This window comes from Arthrobacter sulfonylureivorans, from assembly GCF_047607445.1.
GTDB classification, from domain to species: Bacteria; Actinomycetota; Actinomycetes; order Actinomycetales; family Micrococcaceae; genus Crystallibacter; species Crystallibacter sulfonylureivorans_A.
On sequence record NZ_JBLKRT010000055.1, the window covers coordinates 1 to 15,643 of the forward strand.

Consider the following 15,643-nt stretch of genomic DNA (forward strand, 5'->3'; position numbering starts at 1 on the left):
GGCGGCGCGCGGCAGATCGATGGCACCCTGGTCGAGGGCGGCCAGGGTGGCGGGCAGGTGGGTGCCGAGCTGATGCGCGTCGGCTAGGTCCGCGGCCGCCTGCCGCCGGGGTACGGCGAGGATCGGGGCGAGTTCCTGGGCGGCGTGCCGGGAGATCCCGTCCGGGGCGCCGGCGTCGGTGCCGGTGGCGGGTCGGAGCACGGCCATGCGGTGCAGGCCGCGGGTGCGGCGGGACTGGGTCCAGGCCTCGTGTTTGCGGACGGCTTGGAGGTATTCAAGGGTTGACCAGTCGTCCAGGGTCCCGGGGTCGGTGCCGGCGAGCAGCCCGGCCAGTTCCGCCGGTTCCAGTTCCCGCCAGTCCTCCTCCCACAACTCCCGCCCCGCCGGCGCCCCCACCGCGGTATCGTCTTCGGAATCGGCGCTGCCGGGATCTTCGGCGGCTTCAGCGGCAGGTTCAATGGCTGCAGGATCAGATGATGTGCGGTCCTCCGCCTGGGCAGGACTGCCCGCAGACTGAGCTGGGGCGGTTGAGTCAGGGGCTTCCGGCACCCCGTCGGGCGTGGCTGCGGAGCCGGAGTATTCCTCCGGCTCCTGTGCCTCGTCCAACGGTTCCGCTGCCATACTTCAACGCTACGCAGCGCAAGCTCCGGGTAGAACGGGCGTTCGACGTATGTGCACAAGCACACAAAGGAATGCGCCTGTGGAGGACAAGTCATCCCTGCGTGGCAGAGGACCGGTCTGCGAACGACCTGACGCTTTGGGGACGAAGCAGGCCAGTGCAGGCCAACAGCCCCCGGGATGGCAGGCACATGACCGTCGACAGTCCATGCAAGAGGCAATGAAAGGTCAGACGCCGCGGAAAATGAAGCACTGTTGTAATTGCGGTAGGGCTGCTTGAGGGCAAGGCGCGTCTGCGGTTACGTGGCCGGCTTAGGGGTACGGGGTCGAGTTTGCGGCGAGGGCGGCGCTTGCGGGCATGCGCTCGGGTTGGGCACGCAGCCGCGCTTGCGGGAAAGCGGTCGGCTTGGGCCCGGAGCCGCGCTTGAAAACACGCGGTCGGCGTGAGCACAAGGTGAGGGGCTGAACATAACAGCGGGAGCCCGTCCCACAAAGGAACGGGCTCCACAAGATCTAGTCCACCAGCGTTGCGGGCTGCCCTAAGAGGCAACGGCCCTAGGACGCATCTGCCGCAAGGGGCCGGCCGTCATAAGGCGCGGCCGCCTCGCAGCTCTGCCGCCTCAAGGCACTCGCCCCTCAAGGAACCGGCTGTCCTAAAGGTTGCCGGTGGCGATGCGCAGCATGCGGCGCAGCGGCTCCGCGGCGCCCCACAGGAGCTGGTCGCCGACGGTGAAGGCGCTGATGTACTCGGGGCCCATTTCCAGCTTGCGGATGCGGCCAACCGGAATTTCCAAAGTGCCGCTGGCAGCCACCGGGGTGAGCTGCTCCATGGTGGCTTCCTTGGTGTTGGGCACAACGCGGGACCACTCGTTGTCGGCGTCGATGATCCGCTCGATTTCGGCCACCGGCAGGTCTTCGGTGAGCTTCAGGGTCAGGGCCTGCGAGTGGGATCGCATGGCGCCGATGCGTACGCACAGACCGTCGAACGGGATCCGCTTGTCATCGCTGAGCCCCAGGATCTTATTCGTCTCGGCCGGGGCCTTCCACTCTTCCTTGGATTGCCCGTTGCCCAGGTCCTTGTCGATCCATGGGATGACAGAGCCAGCCAGCGGGACACCGAACTGGGAGGAGTCCAGCTCAGGATTGCGCTGCTGGGCCAGGACCTTGCGGTCGATTTCCAAGATGGCAGAGGCCGGGTCCGCCAGCTCATCCGTCACGGCAGCGTTGAGTGAACCGAACTGGTTCAGCAGCTCGCGCATGTGGCGGGCACCGCCGCCGGAGGCTGCCTGGTAGGTCATGGAGGTGCCCCACTCCACGAGGCCGTTCTTGAACAGCCCGCCCAGGCCCATGAGCATGCAGGAAACGGTGCAGTTGCCGCCGATGAACTCCTTGACGCCGCGGGCCAGCCCGGCGTCGATCACGTCACGGTTCACCGGGTCCAGAACAATGATGGAGCTGTCCTGCATCCGCAGCGTGGAAGCGGCGTCAATCCACAGGCCGTCCCAGCCAGCGTCGCGCAGCTTGGGGTAGACCTCGGAGGTGTAGTCCCCGCCCTGCGCAGTGACGATGATCGGCAGCTTGGCGAGCGTCTCGACGTCGTACGCGTCCTGCAGTTTGCCCGCGCCTTCAGCGAATGCCGGGGCGTCGCCGCCGGCGTTCGATGTGGAGAAGAAGACGGGGTTGATCAGGTCGAAGTCGCCTTCATCCTGCATGCGCTGCATGAGGACGGAACCGACCATGCCGCGCCAACCGATCAGGCCGACGGACTGTGTAGAGGAAGTGGCTGCGGGGGAAGTCATGCCATCTAGTTTACGGGCAGGGTCAATTTGGGTGGCCGTGAGTTACGTGACGCCAGTGCGCAAATCCGCGGCATGCGTACGGTTCCAAGGCACGCGTACGACGGCGGGGCGTCCCCTTTCGTGCCGACGTGTCCCCTTTCGTGCCGAGGGCGCGTTGGTGCGGTCTGCCGCGCTGGCGGCCTCAACACTCCGCCGCGTTCCGTGCGGCCTGTGGCGCCGGGACCCCGACACGCTTCCGTGTTCGGTGCGGTCCGCGGCACCGGGACCCCGACACGCTTCCGTGTTCGGCGCGGCCCGCAGCACCGGGACCCCGACACGGCTTCCGTGTTCGGTGCGACCCGCGGCACCGAATCCCCAACACCTCGCAGTGTTCCTCGCGGCCCGCGGCACCGGGACACCAACACACTCCGCTGTGCTGCGAGTCAGGGACTACTGCGCCCGGGCGTTTTCCCCGCGGACCCAAAGCGAGATGCGGTAGCGGGTGCCGTTGGCCCCGGTGCTCCAGCCCTCGGTGGGGGAGACGCCGTCGAACTTCCATTCCGGGCCCAGCTGCGGCGCATAGGTGTCGCCCTCCGTCTCCATGTCAATGACGGTGACCGATGCTGCATTGGCGTGCTGCGTGGTGAGGTTGAAGATCTCGCCACCGCCAAGGATCCAGATTTCGTCACTGCCCGGGCTGGCTGCGGCTTCGGCCATCGCGTCCTCCACGGATTCGACCACTGCGGCGCCCTCGGCGGCCAGCTGGTCGCGCATTTCCGGCCGGCGGCTGATCACAATGTTGGTGCGACCGGGCAGCGGCCGGTACTTGTCCGGGAAGGACTCCCACGTTTTGCGGCCCATGATCACGGGATGGTTTAACGTGGTCCGTTTGAAGTGCGCCAGGTCTTCAGGCAGATGCCACGGCATGCCGCCGTCGCGGCCGATCACGCCGTTGGTGGTCTGGGCCCAGATCATGCCGACGACGGGAGCCGCCAGCGGCTGGGGCTGTCCGGCGTCGGCGGCAGATGCCGCGATCACGGCCTCGGCAACGCTGTCCGGATAGGGGCGCGGGGCGTCCGCTGCACGGCCAGCCGTGCCGGTGTGGGCTGCGTCGACGGCGCCGGCGTGGGCCTCGTCGATCGAGCCAGCGCGAGCTGCTTCAGCGGCGTCGGCGTCGTTGCCGGCGTTCATACCGACTTCGCCGCTCATACCGCCACCGGTGCCTTGATGGCCGGGTGATGCTGATAGTTCGCCACGTCGAAGTCCTCCAGCGAGTAGTCGAAAATGCTCTCCGGCTTCCGCAGGATATTGAGCGTGGGGTACGGATAGGGCTCACGCGATAGCTGCTCGCGGACCTGGTCCACGTGGTCGTCATAGACGTGCACATCGCCGCCGGTCCAGATGAATTCACCCGGCTCCAGGCCCACCTGCTGCGCCAGCATCTGGGTGAGCAGCGCGTAGGAGGCGATGTTGAACGGCACGCCCAGGAACATGTCCGCGCTGCGCTGGTACAGCTGGCAGGAGAGCTTGCCGTCCGCCACGTAGAACTGGAAGAACGCATGGCACGGCGGCAACGCCATGTTCTTGATCTCCGCGACGTTCCACGCCGAGACGATGTGCCGGCGCGAATCCGGATTGTTCTTCAGGTCCTCCACCAGATTGGCGATCTGGTCGATATGCCCGCCGTCGGGCGTCGGCCAGGAGCGCCACTGCACGCCGTAGACCGGACCGAGCTCGCCGTCGGCGTCGGCCCATTCATTCCAAATCTTGACGCCGCGTTCCTGCAGCCATTTCGCATTCGAGTCGCCGCGCAGGAACCACAGCAGCTCCAGCGCCACGGACTTGAAATGCACGCGCTTGGTGGTGATCAGCGGGAAACCCTGGGCCAGGTCATAGCGGATCTGGCGGCCAAAAACGCTGCGCGTGCCGGTGCCGGTGCGGTCCGATTTGGCCGTGCCGTTGGCCATCACGTCGCGCAGCAGGTCTTCATACGGGGTGGGAATCGCGTTCACAGCGTCCAGTGTAGTTGAGGGGTGCTCCGGCAGTTGTTCGCGGAGTGGGGGCCCGCCGCGAGGGTGTCGAGGGTCAGGCGAAGGACTGCGGCGAGGTCTACGGCGCGGGCGACGCGCCTCCCGCGGGCGACGTTTACTGCCCGGCCGGTGCGCCTCCGTGGAGTGGGTACGGCGCGGCAGGCACGCTACCGGGGTGAGGCCTACGGCGCGGCCGGCGCGGTTCCGTGCGGGTGCTGGAGTTGGCCGCGCACCAGGTTCATGACCGTCTCATCGTCCAGTCCTGCGTCCCGGGCCGCATGAATCATATGGACGACGGCGGCGCTCACCTCGGCAGAGCCGGCTGCGGTTTTGCGTCCAGCGCCTGCCGTCTCGGCCACCGTAGTCCCATGGCGTCGGCGGCTGATCAGCAGGCCCGCAGCCTCAAGCTCCTTGTACGCGCGGGCCACGGTACCCGCGGCCACACCCAGGTCCGCCGCCAAACTGCGCACCGGGGGCAGCCGCTGACCGGCGGCCAACGTGCCAACCGCGATGAGCGAGGCAACCTGGCTACGGATCTGCTCGTACGGCGGCGTCGGTGCTGCCAGGTCTACCCGGATCTGCGTGCTCATGGCGTGCGGTCCTGACGGTCAGAGGGCTGCTCGTGGTCCCGGCCGCGGGCGGGCAGATTGTGGTTTTGGCCGGGGCCTGGCGGTCCGCTCTCGAGCTCGGGGGAGGAGCGGTACGGGACGGGGCGACCCGAGTGGTACGAGGTGGAGCCGCCGGAGTGTTGCGGGACGGGGTTGTCCGAGTGGTAGGGGACGGGGTAGCCGGAGCGGTGAGCTACGGGATGGCCGATATGGCTGGCCACCGACCGGCGGGGTCGCGATGCAGACGGGAGAAGCGCCAGCACGACGGCGGCAAGGTAGAGCACTGCCGTGGTGATGCGGAGCGCTGTGTGCAGGTCGGGCGAAAGCTGATGGACGTACAGCGAGATGCGTCCGTCGAGGAACCAGCCCCAGGCGGCGGGGTGCGCGAGGAGCAGTTGGGCGGTCAGAGCGAACAGCCCGGCGGCGGTCATTCGCGCCACGCGGAAGGCGGAAGCACGGCGGAGCATGTTGTCTGCCTCCGGAGTTGCCTCGAACAGTCGGGGACGGCGGTGCACCAACTGGACGGCGGCCGCGCCGAACAGGAGCAGGCCAATGCCGGCCGCGGCGAAAGCCGCCAGCAAATCGGGCTGTCGGCCAGGAGCGGCAGCATTGAAGCCGATGGCGACTCCCAGCAGCACTGCGCCACCTGCTGCGGCGGCAAGAAGCGGGCGTGGAACGAGCCGCGCCGCAGGCGTGGTGCGGCCGTATGCAGGCCAGTCGGAAGCGGGCTGGGCGGACGATCTGGTGTGGCCACGCCAAAGCCGAACCTCCCCGGAGGCAATGACGGCCACAAACACGGCCACCGGAACGACAAATGCCAGAGGCAGCAAGAGTACGGACACAGCAGGGAACACAGGGTTCCCGCTGTCAGCAACGGTTGTCGGGGGAACAACGAAACTGGCCCAGCCACCGACAGCCAAAAGCGCAACCACGGTGAAGACCACCGCGACCGTATGCATGGACTCCGTGATCTCCTGCCCCGCGGCGTAGCTGCCGCGGTAGATGATCGGCCGGCCCGGAGCGCCATCGGGTGCCAGCATGGGCGGGCGCCACAGGGCCATGGCGATCATCAGTGTGACCGTGAGTCCGCCTGCCAGTTGCTGGGCAGGTTCCCAGCCGGTCGCCGGTGCGGGTCCGTCGAGTATCAGGGCCGGCGCCTGCTGATTGGCGAAACTGACCGCCATGCCGCCGAGCGAGGCGAAAAGCAGCGTGGCGGTACGGAAGAGGCGGTTGATCAGGACGATGCGCAGGATGCGGTTGTCTTCACTGTTGAGCGATGCCAGCGGGCGTCGGCGCACGATGACGACGGTGGCTGTGGCGACGCCGGCCGCGAGCGTCAGGATGGCGATCAGCAGGATTGATGCGAGGTAGCTGCCGGGCTGGCGACCGATGTGTTCACCGGTGACCTCGACACCGTCAAAGGTTTGGGTGCCACTGAAGCCCTCGATGCCCGGCAGTTCCCAGACGGCCACTGTCACGGCAACGGCCAGCACGGCCGCCGCGGTCATCACCACCAGCAGCGCCCGCGGGATGTAGTCGCGGAAGCGCCGGATGGTGATGTCGGCATGGCGCACGTTGCCGCGGGGCCTTGGCCAGGTGTACTGGCCAATGACGTAGATTCCGGCCAGGCTGACCAGAGGTACCAGTACGGTCAACAGGTCCGCCAGCCAGGATGGCGCTGCTGCGTCTCCGGCGTAGTAAGCGGCCGGAACGTCGCCCACCTTCGACGCCGCGGACAGCCCGCTGGCAAAAAACGCGATAATGGCCGTCCAGAACGCATGCATCCGGGCTGCATCCCGCCCGGCCACATCCGATGGGCCGGAGTCTACGACTGAACCGGACGCCGCGAGGGTGGCTGCATCATTTCCCGCCCTGCCGGCGATGATCCGCAGCACGCTGTAAATGATGGCGGCGCCGAACAGCAGGCCAGTGATGGTGCTGGTCAGTAAATCCACGATCCCCCTCGCACTGTATCAATGGATCAAGTATTTGATACATAGCGGTAGGGGTCAAGAGTGTGGGCTCCGGGGCCACGGACCGGCGAGGGCTTGTTGGGCTGTCGCCGGTCAGGCGGTCAGTCGTTAGTCGTCGTAGGCGTCGAGGATTTCCATCGCCACAATTTTTCCGTGCTGTTTTTTCGAGATGTGGCAGACGAGCACGGCGCCGGGCCGCAGGTAGGGGTCTTCGGTGGGCAGCTTCGCGGCGAGCACCGGGTCCATCCGGTCGGCCAGTACCTTGAACAGGTTCGGCAGCACGGGCCGGTGCGTGCAGACCGCCGTCGGCTTGCCCTTCTCCAACATCTGGAACAGTGCGGCGCGGGCCTTTTTCGGGTTGCGCTCATTGTTGTGTTCGGTAATCGCGTCGACTGTCCGCAGCTTGGTCTGGGTGTGCAACACGTACGGGGTGACGGTCTGTACGCAGCGCAGCCAGGGGCTGGAAACAATACGTTTGGGTTTCCAGGCGGACAGCATCCGGCAGACTGCCAGGGCTTGCCGCCGCCCCGTCGCTACGAGCGGGCGCTCGCCCTCGGCCTGCGACCAGGCCGACCGCGGTTTTGCCTTGGCATGGCGGACGACGACGAACGGATAAGTATCCAGCTCGTTCAGCCGGTGTGCTTCCACCAGCGCGTCAAGCGGTTCGACGTCGGAAGGGTTGTTCAGCAGTTCGCGGGCCTTGGCCGGTGCGCACCAAAGCACGCGGTCCACTTCGTTGCCGTCGGGAACCGGGTCCTGCTTGTCCAGCTTGGCAGCCCAGTACAGCACCTGCTTGAGCCCGGGGTTCACCCGGTAGTAGATGGTGGGCAACGGAATGCCCAGCCGGATCTGCACGCCGATTTCCTCGTTGACCTCGCGAACGGCGCACTCGGGTGTGGTTTCGCCGCTGTTCAGTTTGCCCTTGGGCCAGGACCAATCGTCGTAGCGCGGACGGTGGATCAGCAGCACTTCAAGCCGGCCCTGGCGGACGCGCCAACACAGGGCGCCCGCAGCGGTGACTTTGACGCCCGGGGGAGCACCGGCGTCGTCGGTTTTGTTCTGCGTCATCAGCGGCGGGTGAGGGTGCGCTGGCGGGACCGGGAGGCGAGCAGCCAGGACTGGATGTCCGAGAGCGGATTGCCGTCGTCGTCCTTGTGGTGCCGGGTCCACGCTCCGTCGCTGTCCAGATGCCAGCTGGCGGTGCCCGGGTCCATGTAGCGGTCCATCAGGGCCAGCAGGTCGTTGATGTCCTCCCTCGAGTTCAGCTGCACCAGGGCCTCCACACGGCGGTCCAAGTTGCGGTGCATCATGTCCGCGGAGCCGATGTAGACCACCGGGTCGCCGCCGTTAGCGAAGCCGAACACGCGGGAATGCTCCAGGAAGCGGCCCAGGATGGAGCGGACGCGGATGTTCTCGCTGAGTCCGGGCACGCCAGGGCGCACCGCACAGATGCCGCGCACAATCACGTCCACCTTCACACCGGCCTGCGAGGCACGGTAGAGCGAGTCGATGATGGCCTCGTCCACCATGGAGTTCACCTTGATCACTACGCGCGCGGCCAAGCCGGCCCGGCTGCTGGCGATTTCCTTCTCGATCCGGTCGATCAGACCCGACCGGACGGAACGTGGTGCCACCAGCAGGCGCTTGAAGGTGGATTTCGGTGCGTAGCCGGAGAGCTGGTTGAACAGCTTGGAGAGGTCTTCGCCCACCTGGTAATTGGCCGTCAGCAGACCCAGGTCCTCGTAGTAGCGGGCGGTGCGCGGATGGTAGTTGCCGGTGCCGATGTGGCAGTAGCGCCGCAGCCCGTCGCCCTCTTGGCGCACCACCAGCGAGAGCTTGCAGTGCGTCTTCAGGCCCACGATGCCGTAAACCACGTGGACGCCGGCCTGCTCCAGCTTCCGGGCCCAGTCGATGTTGGCCTGCTCGTCGAACCGGGCCTTGATCTCCACCAAGGCCAGCACCTGCTTGCCGGCTTCCGCGGCGTCGATCAACGCATCCACGATCGGCGAATCGCCCGACGTCCGGTACAGGGTCTGCTTGATCGCCTGGACCTTCGGATCGGCGGCGGCCTGCTCCAGGAAAGCCTGCACCGAGGTAGAGAACGAGTCGTAGGGGTGGTGCAGCAGGATGTCCCGGCGGCGCATGGCGGCGAACACGTTCGCGGCCTTGGAGGTTTCGCTCTCGTTCAGGAAGCGGCTCGTGTGCGCCAACTGCTTCGGGTACTTCATGTCCGGCCGGTCGATCCGGTAGATGGCCTCGAGCCCGCGGAGGTCCAGCGGCGCGGGCAGCGCGTACACTTCGGATTCCTCCACGCCGAGCTCGCGCACCAGCAGTTCGCGCACGCTCGGGTTGATGTCCGTGGCCACTTCCAGCCTGACCGGCGGCCCGAAGCGGCGGCGCAGCAGTTCCTTTTCCAGCGCCTGGAGCAGGTTCTCGGCGTCGTCCTCTTCGACTTCCAGATCCTCGTTGCGGGTGACCCGGAAGGTGTGGTGCTCCAGCACTTCCATGCCTTGGAACAACAAATCCAGGTGCTGGGCAATGACGTCCTCCAGCGGGATGAACCGTGCGGTGCGGCCCGGGACCGAGCCGGCCCGGGGGCCGTCTACGGCGATCAGCCGGGGCAGCTGGTCCGGTACCTTCAGGCGGGCGAAGAGTTCCTTCTCGCTCACCGGGTTGCGGACAATCACGGCCAGGTTCAGCGAGAGCCCGGAGATGTAGGGGAACGGGTGGGCCGGGTCCACCGCCAGCGGCGTCAGGATCGGGAACACCCGCTCCCGGAACATCACCGACAGCTCGGTGCGGGCGGCCTCGTCCAGCTCATCCCAGCGGACGACGTGGATGTGCTCGTAGGCCAGCGCCGGACGGATCTGCTCGGCGAAGATCCGGGCATGACGGTGCTGCAGCTTGTGCGCCGCGATTTTAATCTGTTCCAGCTGCTCGCTCGGCGAGAGCCCGGCTGCCGAGGGGACCGCCAGTCCGGTGGCGATCCGGCGCTTCAGGCCGGCCACCCGGACCATGAAGAACTCGTCCAGGTTGGAGGCAAAGATGGACAGGAAGTTCAGCCGTTCCAGCAGGTAGAGGTCCTCGTCCTCGGCCAGCTCCAAAACCCGGGCGTTGAAGTCCAGCCAGCTGATTTCGCGGTCCAGGAACCGTTCCAGGGTGAAGTTGCCGTCGGGGGTGAGCGAGGGGGCGAACTCCGGAATGTCGATGCGGTCCTGGGTGGCGCGGGCAGGAACCATCTCGGAAGACCCTAAGCGGGGAATGGCTGCGGCTTCAGGTTCGGTGACCATGCTCTCTCCTGCTTACGTCGGCGGGCCGGGCTCTCCACTCTTCGAGGCGCCGGGTAACTACAAGATTACCGACTATTGCCCGTCGGCCTGAGCCTGCGCCGCATACATCACGTCCGCATCCCAGCGGGTGAAGCCGAGCTTGCGGTACAGCCCCACGGCGGGCTCGTTGTCCGCGTCCACGTAGAGCATGATCGCGTGCTGGCCGGCGTCCTGCAGGTGCTTGATCCCGGTAATGGTCAAGGCCTTGCCCAGCCCGGTGCCCTGTGCCTGCGGCGTCACCCCGACCACGTAGACCTCGCCGATCGACGGGTGGCTGCCGGCCCGCGGATGGATTTTGGTCCAGTGGAAACCGAGCAGCCCGCCGCCCTCCGGACGCTCGGCCAGCAGGAAGCCGGCCGGGTCGAACCAGTCCTCCGCCATCCGGGCCTGCAAATCGGACAGGGTCATGGCGCCCTGTTCCGGATGGTCGGCGAAGGCGGCAGCGTTCGCGGCCAGCCAGGCGTCCTCATCCTGGCCGGGCACGAAGGCGCGGATGACGACGCCGGCCGGCAGCTCGGCGTCGGGCATTCCCGCAGGGTGGGTCAAGCGCATCCGCCACAGTTCGCGCACGGGGGCGAAACCGAAGCGGGCGGCCAGCCGTCCCGCTGCCTCGTGCCCGCCGTGCGACCAGGCCTTCAAAGCGGGCAGTTCGGTGTGCTGCTGCACCGCTTCGGCCAGCCGCAGGCCCACACCTTCGCCGCGGTAGGAGGGGTGCACCACCAGTTCCAAGACACTGTCGGCACCGGCCGCGGTGGCCAGGCTGACCACGGCGACGCCGGCCAGCGCGCTCGCGGTGGCGGGATCCGAGCGCTCTTCGCCGGCGTAAGTTGCCAGCACCAGCAAGTCGCCGGAGTCCGCGGCGCGCAGGTTTACCCACGTTTGCTCGGAGAGCGGCGGGTTCCCGTCGGATTCTTCGGCCGCGGCGGCGAGCGCCTTGATGTCCGCGAGGGTCTCGGTGTCAGGGGCGCCCTTGATGGTCAGCACGGGCCACAGGTCGGAATCCGATGCAGTCATGAGCACAGACTATCCGAGCAGGCGGCGACGGCGGGGTAGCGCGGGCCGCCGCGGGAGGTCAGCGCACCCAATACGTTCGGCGGGTGCTCGGGCGGGGGCCCGGCGGGTGGTTGTGCGGGCGCCCGGCGGGTGCCTGTGCGGGCGTGCTGCGGGGTCCGCGGTCGGGGCCGCTTGGCGGCTTTAACCGGCGACGTCGGCGGGCGCTTTCCCCGGGCAGGCTGCGGGTTCGCGCGGCCTGCTCAGCCGGCGACGTCGGCGGGCGTTCTCCCCGGGCAGGCTGCGGAGTCCGCGGGGGCCTGCTCAGCCGGCGATGTCGGCGGGTGCTTCCTCCGACGCGCGGACCAGCGTGAAGCGGTAACCGACGTTCCGCACGGTACCGATCAACTGCTCGTGGTCAGAGCCCATCTTGGCCCGCAGCCGCCGCACGTGCACGTCCACTGTGCGGGTGCCGCCGTAGTAGTCGTAGCCCCAGACTTCGTGCAGCAGCTGGTCGCGGGTAAAGACCCGGCCGGGGTGCTGGGCCAGGTACTTGAGCAGCTCGAATTCCTTGTAGGTCAGGTTCAGCGGCTGCCCGCCTACCCGCGCCGTGTAGCTGGCCTCGTCGATCACCACACCGGAGGCGTGGATCTCCGTGCTGGTTTCCTCCTCGCCGGCGTGGGCCCGGGCAATCACCAGCCGCAGCCGCGCCTCCACTTCGGCCGGTCCAGCGGTGTCCAGGACCACGTCGTCGGCAAGCCAGTTGGCGCTGACGGCGGCCATGCCGCCTTCCGTGAGGACCAGCATCAGCGGGGCGCCCAAGCCGGTGGCCTTCAGCAGTTGGGTGAGCGAGCGCGCACCGACCAGATCTTTGCGGGCGTCGACCATCACCACGTCGGCCGGGTCGGTTTCCAGCAAGGCAGTGGGTTCTGCCGGTAGGATGTGGACCTTATGGTTCAGCAGTTCCAGGGCCGGCAGGACGCCAATCGATGAGCCGGGGCTGTTGGTCAACAGCAGTATGTGCGGCATGGTTCCTCCAAGGGGTTTGCGGCGCACATCATCGGGCTTGGCCCGGAAGGTCCTCTCAAAGCAGGCGAACGCTGCCGGACGGTGGCACAAGTATAGCGCCCACGGCGTGGACCGCCGCGCGTTCTCGCACCGCCCCTGCGTCATAAGGCAGTATGACTAGCGTGAAAACGTGGATCGTCGCCGTAGCAGCGGCCGCCGTACTGTGCGCCGTTATCGGTGCCTCCTACCTGTCCCTTCCCGTGCTGACTGCCGTAGTGTGCGTTGCCGCGGTGGTGATCGGAGTCGGCTGGCCGGTGCTGCTGGAGGTGCCCGCCAAAAAGACCCTGTCGGTGGTCATTTCCTTGGCAGGAATTGCGACGGCGGTGCTCGCCACTGTGGCCCCCTCCGGCATGCCGCTGGTATGGATGGCGGTGGTGATTGCGCTCGGCGTGATGGCCGTTTTCCTGATCCAATTGCTCCGTGGAACCGGGCAGCCGCACCGGCTCGAATCCACTTTTGGCACCAGCACAGGCCTGGTGCTGACGTCGTTGGGGGCCGGTTGGGTGGCGGCCGAACGGCTCGCCGCCAATGCCGCCAACACGGGCATGATGCTGGTGACCGGCATCAGCATGCTGGTGGCCATCGGCGTCTGCCTGCTGCCTTGGCCGGACCGCATCGTCGCGCCGCTGGGGGTCGTGCTGGCCACGCTGGCCGGGACCCTCGCCGCCCCGCTGTTCTCCAACGTGCCGATGCTTGCCGCAGCAGTCGTGGGCGCCGTCGTCGGCGTCATCTTGGTCTGCTTCCGTCGGCTGATTCTGGCCGGCGGCGGTCCCACGCGGTTCTCGGCGATGCTCGCGGCGGGAGCGGCGCCGGTAATGGCTGCCGGTTCGCTGGTCTACTTCCTGGAGCGGATGCTGCTGAGCTGATCAGGGCGCGGCCGGGGAACGTGGTACCTAAGGCGCCGGCACGTGCGCCCGAATGATCGAGGTCACAGCGGGTGGTTACGTAGCAAGCAGGCATCGTTCCGTCCGGGCCGTTACTATGGAGCCATGTCGTATCTCGGTCTTGAAATCGCCTTCCTTTCCCTGCTGGTCCTCGCTGGCCTGTCCATTGCAGCTGTCGCCTCGCTGGTGGTCGTCCGCCTGTTCAAGGGCCAGAAGTAAGCGGCCCGTCGCTTCATCATGCCGATTGAACTGCCCACGGAGCTGACCCCGGAACTGGTGCCGCTGTCATGGCTTCTCGGCACCTGGGAGGGTGCTGGCCGGCTGGGCGCGGGCGAGGAGGAGGACGAACACTTCGTCCAGAAGGCCACGTTCACGCAGAACGGCCTGCCCTACCTGCAGTACACCGCCGAAAGCTGGCTCACCGATGAGGACGGCAACCGGTTGCGGCCGTTGTCGGTGGAAACCGGCTTCTGGGCGCTCGACCGCAAACTCAATGACTCCGACGTCGGACCGGGCCTGGTCCCGGCGGACATTGTGCCGGCGTTGAAATCAGCGGACGAAGTCGAAGAGCTGCGCAACGCCGACGGCGGGTTCGACATCACTGCCACCATCGTGCACCCGGGCGGCATCTCCGAGCTTTACTACGGCCAGATCAAGGGCCCGCGCGTGCAGCTGAGCACGGACATGGTCATGCGCGGATCGCAGTCCAAGGACTACAGCGCGGCCACCCGGATTTTCGGCCTGGTCAACAATGACCTTTACTGGCGCTGGGACGTGGCCGCGGCCAAGGGTAAGGACCTGGCCCCGCACGCCTCGGCCATCCTGACCAAGCGCCCCTGAACCACAGGCGCACCTCAACCACAGTCGCCACTGAACCACGAGCGGCCCATCTGCCGGGACGGCACATCTGGCCCCTCCAGGTTGTCGGGCCGGCACCGCTCAGAAGCAGATAGTGTTCGAATCCGGCGCCGCCAGAAACCGCCACCGCCAGAGGCCGATACCGTTGGAGGCCGGCTCCTCGGGAATGCGGCACCGCAGTCAGGAGTTGATGCCAATATGACTTACCGCAGCCCCTTGCTCCTGCAGCCCGGCGCCGTCGAAGCCTCCGGAGCCGACGCCGGCGTAGCCGCCCATTATTCTGACCCGCTGCGCGAACAGCGGGCGCTGGCGCGCGGAGAAGCCGTGGTGGACCTGTCCCACCGCGGTGTGGTGACCGTGGCCGGCGAGGACCGGCTGAGCTGGCTGAACACCCTTTCTTCGCAGTTGCTGCTGAACCTGCAGCCGGGCCAGTCCAGCGAAGCTCTGCTGCTCACCGTGCAGGGCCGGATCGAATACGATGCGCGCGTCATAGACGACGGCGAACGCACCTGGCTGATTGTCGAATCCTTCGAGGCCGCGCCGCTGGCCGCCTGGCTGGACTCGATGAAGTTCATGCTGCGGGTAGAGATCGCCGATGTCACCGCGGACTGGGCCGTGGTCGGTTCGGTCAAACCGGTGCCGGTGTTCGACGGCAGGACTGTGTGGCAGGACCCGTGGCCGCAGATAGGCGTTGGCGGCTATGCCTATACCGGGATCAACGAACCACAGCACCCCGGCCTGGAGCGGACCTGGTACGAGTACCTGCTGCCGGCCGACGAACTCGAGGCTGCCGTCGCCGGCCTGCAGCTGGCCGGCGTCTGGGCGGCAGAGGCACTGCGGATCGCAGCCTGGCGCCCGCGGTTCGGCGCCGAGACGGACGAGAAAACCATTCCGCACGAGCTCGATCTGCTCCGCACCGCCGTGCACTTGGCCAAGGGCTGCTACAAGGGCCAGGAGACCATTGCCCGCGTGCACAACCTGGGCCATCCGCCGCGCCGGCTGGTGTTCCTCCAGCTGGACGGCTCCCAGCACACGCTGCCTGCCCCGGGCAGCGACGTGCTGCTCGGCGACAAGCGGGTCGGTGCCATTACCTCCGCGGCACAGCATTACGAAATGGGGCCGATTGCGCTGGCCGTGGTCAAGCGCTCGGCCGATCCGCAGGCGCAACTGACGGTGGTGGACGACGGCGAGAGCTATGACGCCGCCCAGGAAGTCATCGTCACCACCGACGCCGGCCAAGTGGTCGGCCGGCAGACGGGGTTCCTGCGCGCGCCGCGCTGAGTCTCAGTCCCTCGGCGTTTCAATCCTTCGGCAGGATCACCGACGTCTGGGTTCCGGCGTCCCAGAAGCCCAGGCTGGCGGCGAGTGCGCGGGAGGCTTCATTTGCTTCATGCGAGCGCCACTGCGGGATCAGCCCGGAGGAGAGCGCCTCATGGCCGGCGATTGCCGCGATCAGCGCCCCGGGGGGGGGGTTTTGGGGGGTGGGGGGAGTGGGGAGAACCAGGTT

At 67.3% G+C, this 15,643-nt stretch carries 12 protein-coding genes and 2 pseudogenes; 3 read left to right on the plus strand and 11 right to left on the minus strand.

Annotated elements, in window-relative coordinates:
• The 10 genes and pseudogenes from ACMX2H_RS17935 to ACMX2H_RS17980 form a co-directional block, all read right to left on the minus strand.
• A pseudogene (locus ACMX2H_RS17935) lies at positions 1–621 on the minus strand (hypothetical protein); the annotation flags it as partial.
• Between the two features lie 650 nt (positions 622–1,271).
• Positions 1,272–2,417, minus strand: a complete 1,146-nt coding sequence (gene asd, locus ACMX2H_RS17940; RefSeq protein ID WP_414962504.1) for an aspartate-semialdehyde dehydrogenase — start codon at positions 2,415–2,417, stop codon at positions 1,272–1,274.
• 429 nt (positions 2,418–2,846) lie between these two features.
• Positions 2,847–3,605: a dihydrofolate reductase gene (locus tag ACMX2H_RS17945; RefSeq protein ID WP_414962506.1), complete on the minus strand. Its 759-nt coding sequence runs from the start codon at positions 3,603–3,605 to the stop codon at positions 2,847–2,849.
• A complete protein-coding gene (locus tag ACMX2H_RS17950; RefSeq protein ID WP_414962524.1) occupies positions 3,602–4,363 on the minus strand; it encodes a thymidylate synthase in 762 nt (253 codons plus the stop codon). Before ACMX2H_RS17950 ends, ACMX2H_RS17945 begins: the two co-directional genes overlap by 4 nt.
• Before the next feature lie 245 nt (positions 4,364–4,608).
• Entirely contained in the window at positions 4,609–5,016 is a 408-nt protein-coding gene (locus ACMX2H_RS17955) for a GntR family transcriptional regulator (protein WP_414962508.1), read from the minus strand.
• Complete coding sequence (locus ACMX2H_RS17960) at positions 5,013–6,989, minus strand: hypothetical protein (protein ID WP_414962510.1); 1,977 nt, start codon at positions 6,987–6,989, stop codon at positions 5,013–5,015. Before ACMX2H_RS17960 ends, ACMX2H_RS17955 begins: the two co-directional genes overlap by 4 nt.
• Positions 6,990–7,115: 126 nt before the next feature.
• On the minus strand, positions 7,116–8,075 hold the full coding sequence (locus ACMX2H_RS17965; RefSeq protein WP_414962511.1) for an NUDIX hydrolase: 960 nt from the start codon (positions 8,073–8,075) through the stop codon (positions 7,116–7,118).
• Positions 8,075–10,297, minus strand: a complete 2,223-nt coding sequence (locus tag ACMX2H_RS17970) for an RNA degradosome polyphosphate kinase (RefSeq protein ID WP_414962513.1) — start codon at positions 10,295–10,297, stop codon at positions 8,075–8,077. The genes ACMX2H_RS17965 and ACMX2H_RS17970 overlap by 1 nt, the downstream gene beginning before the upstream one ends.
• A 72-nt stretch (positions 10,298–10,369) precedes the next feature.
• The gene (mshD, locus tag ACMX2H_RS17975) at positions 10,370–11,350 is read right to left on the minus strand and encodes a mycothiol synthase (protein WP_414962515.1); all 981 of its coding nucleotides are present in this window, start codon (positions 11,348–11,350) and stop codon (positions 10,370–10,372) included.
• A gap of 300 nt (positions 11,351–11,650) precedes the next feature.
• On the minus strand, positions 11,651–12,355 hold the full coding sequence (locus tag ACMX2H_RS17980) for a winged helix-turn-helix transcriptional regulator (protein ID WP_414962517.1): 705 nt from the start codon (positions 12,353–12,355) through the stop codon (positions 11,651–11,653).
• A 152-nt stretch (positions 12,356–12,507) separates the two neighbouring features.
• Between ACMX2H_RS17980 and ACMX2H_RS17985 the strand changes: the two genes are divergently transcribed.
• From ACMX2H_RS17985 to ygfZ, 3 genes are all read left to right on the plus strand, one after another.
• Positions 12,508–13,260 carry a hypothetical protein gene (locus ACMX2H_RS17985; protein ID WP_414962519.1) on the plus strand — a complete coding sequence of 251 codons (753 nt, stop codon included), beginning with the start codon at positions 12,508–12,510 and terminating at the stop codon, positions 13,258–13,260.
• A gap of 255 nt (positions 13,261–13,515) precedes the next feature.
• Positions 13,516–14,118 carry a nitrobindin family protein gene (locus ACMX2H_RS17990; protein ID WP_414962521.1) on the plus strand — a complete coding sequence of 201 codons (603 nt, stop codon included), beginning with the start codon at positions 13,516–13,518 and terminating at the stop codon, positions 14,116–14,118.
• A gap of 216 nt (positions 14,119–14,334) precedes the next feature.
• On the plus strand, positions 14,335–15,417 hold the full coding sequence (gene ygfZ, locus ACMX2H_RS17995; protein ID WP_414962522.1) for a CAF17-like 4Fe-4S cluster assembly/insertion protein YgfZ: 1,083 nt from the start codon (positions 14,335–14,337) through the stop codon (positions 15,415–15,417).
• Positions 15,418–15,436: 19 nt separating this feature from the next.
• Here the strand turns inward: ygfZ and ACMX2H_RS18000 are convergent.
• A pseudogene (locus tag ACMX2H_RS18000) lies at positions 15,437–15,643 on the minus strand (hypothetical protein); the annotation flags it as partial.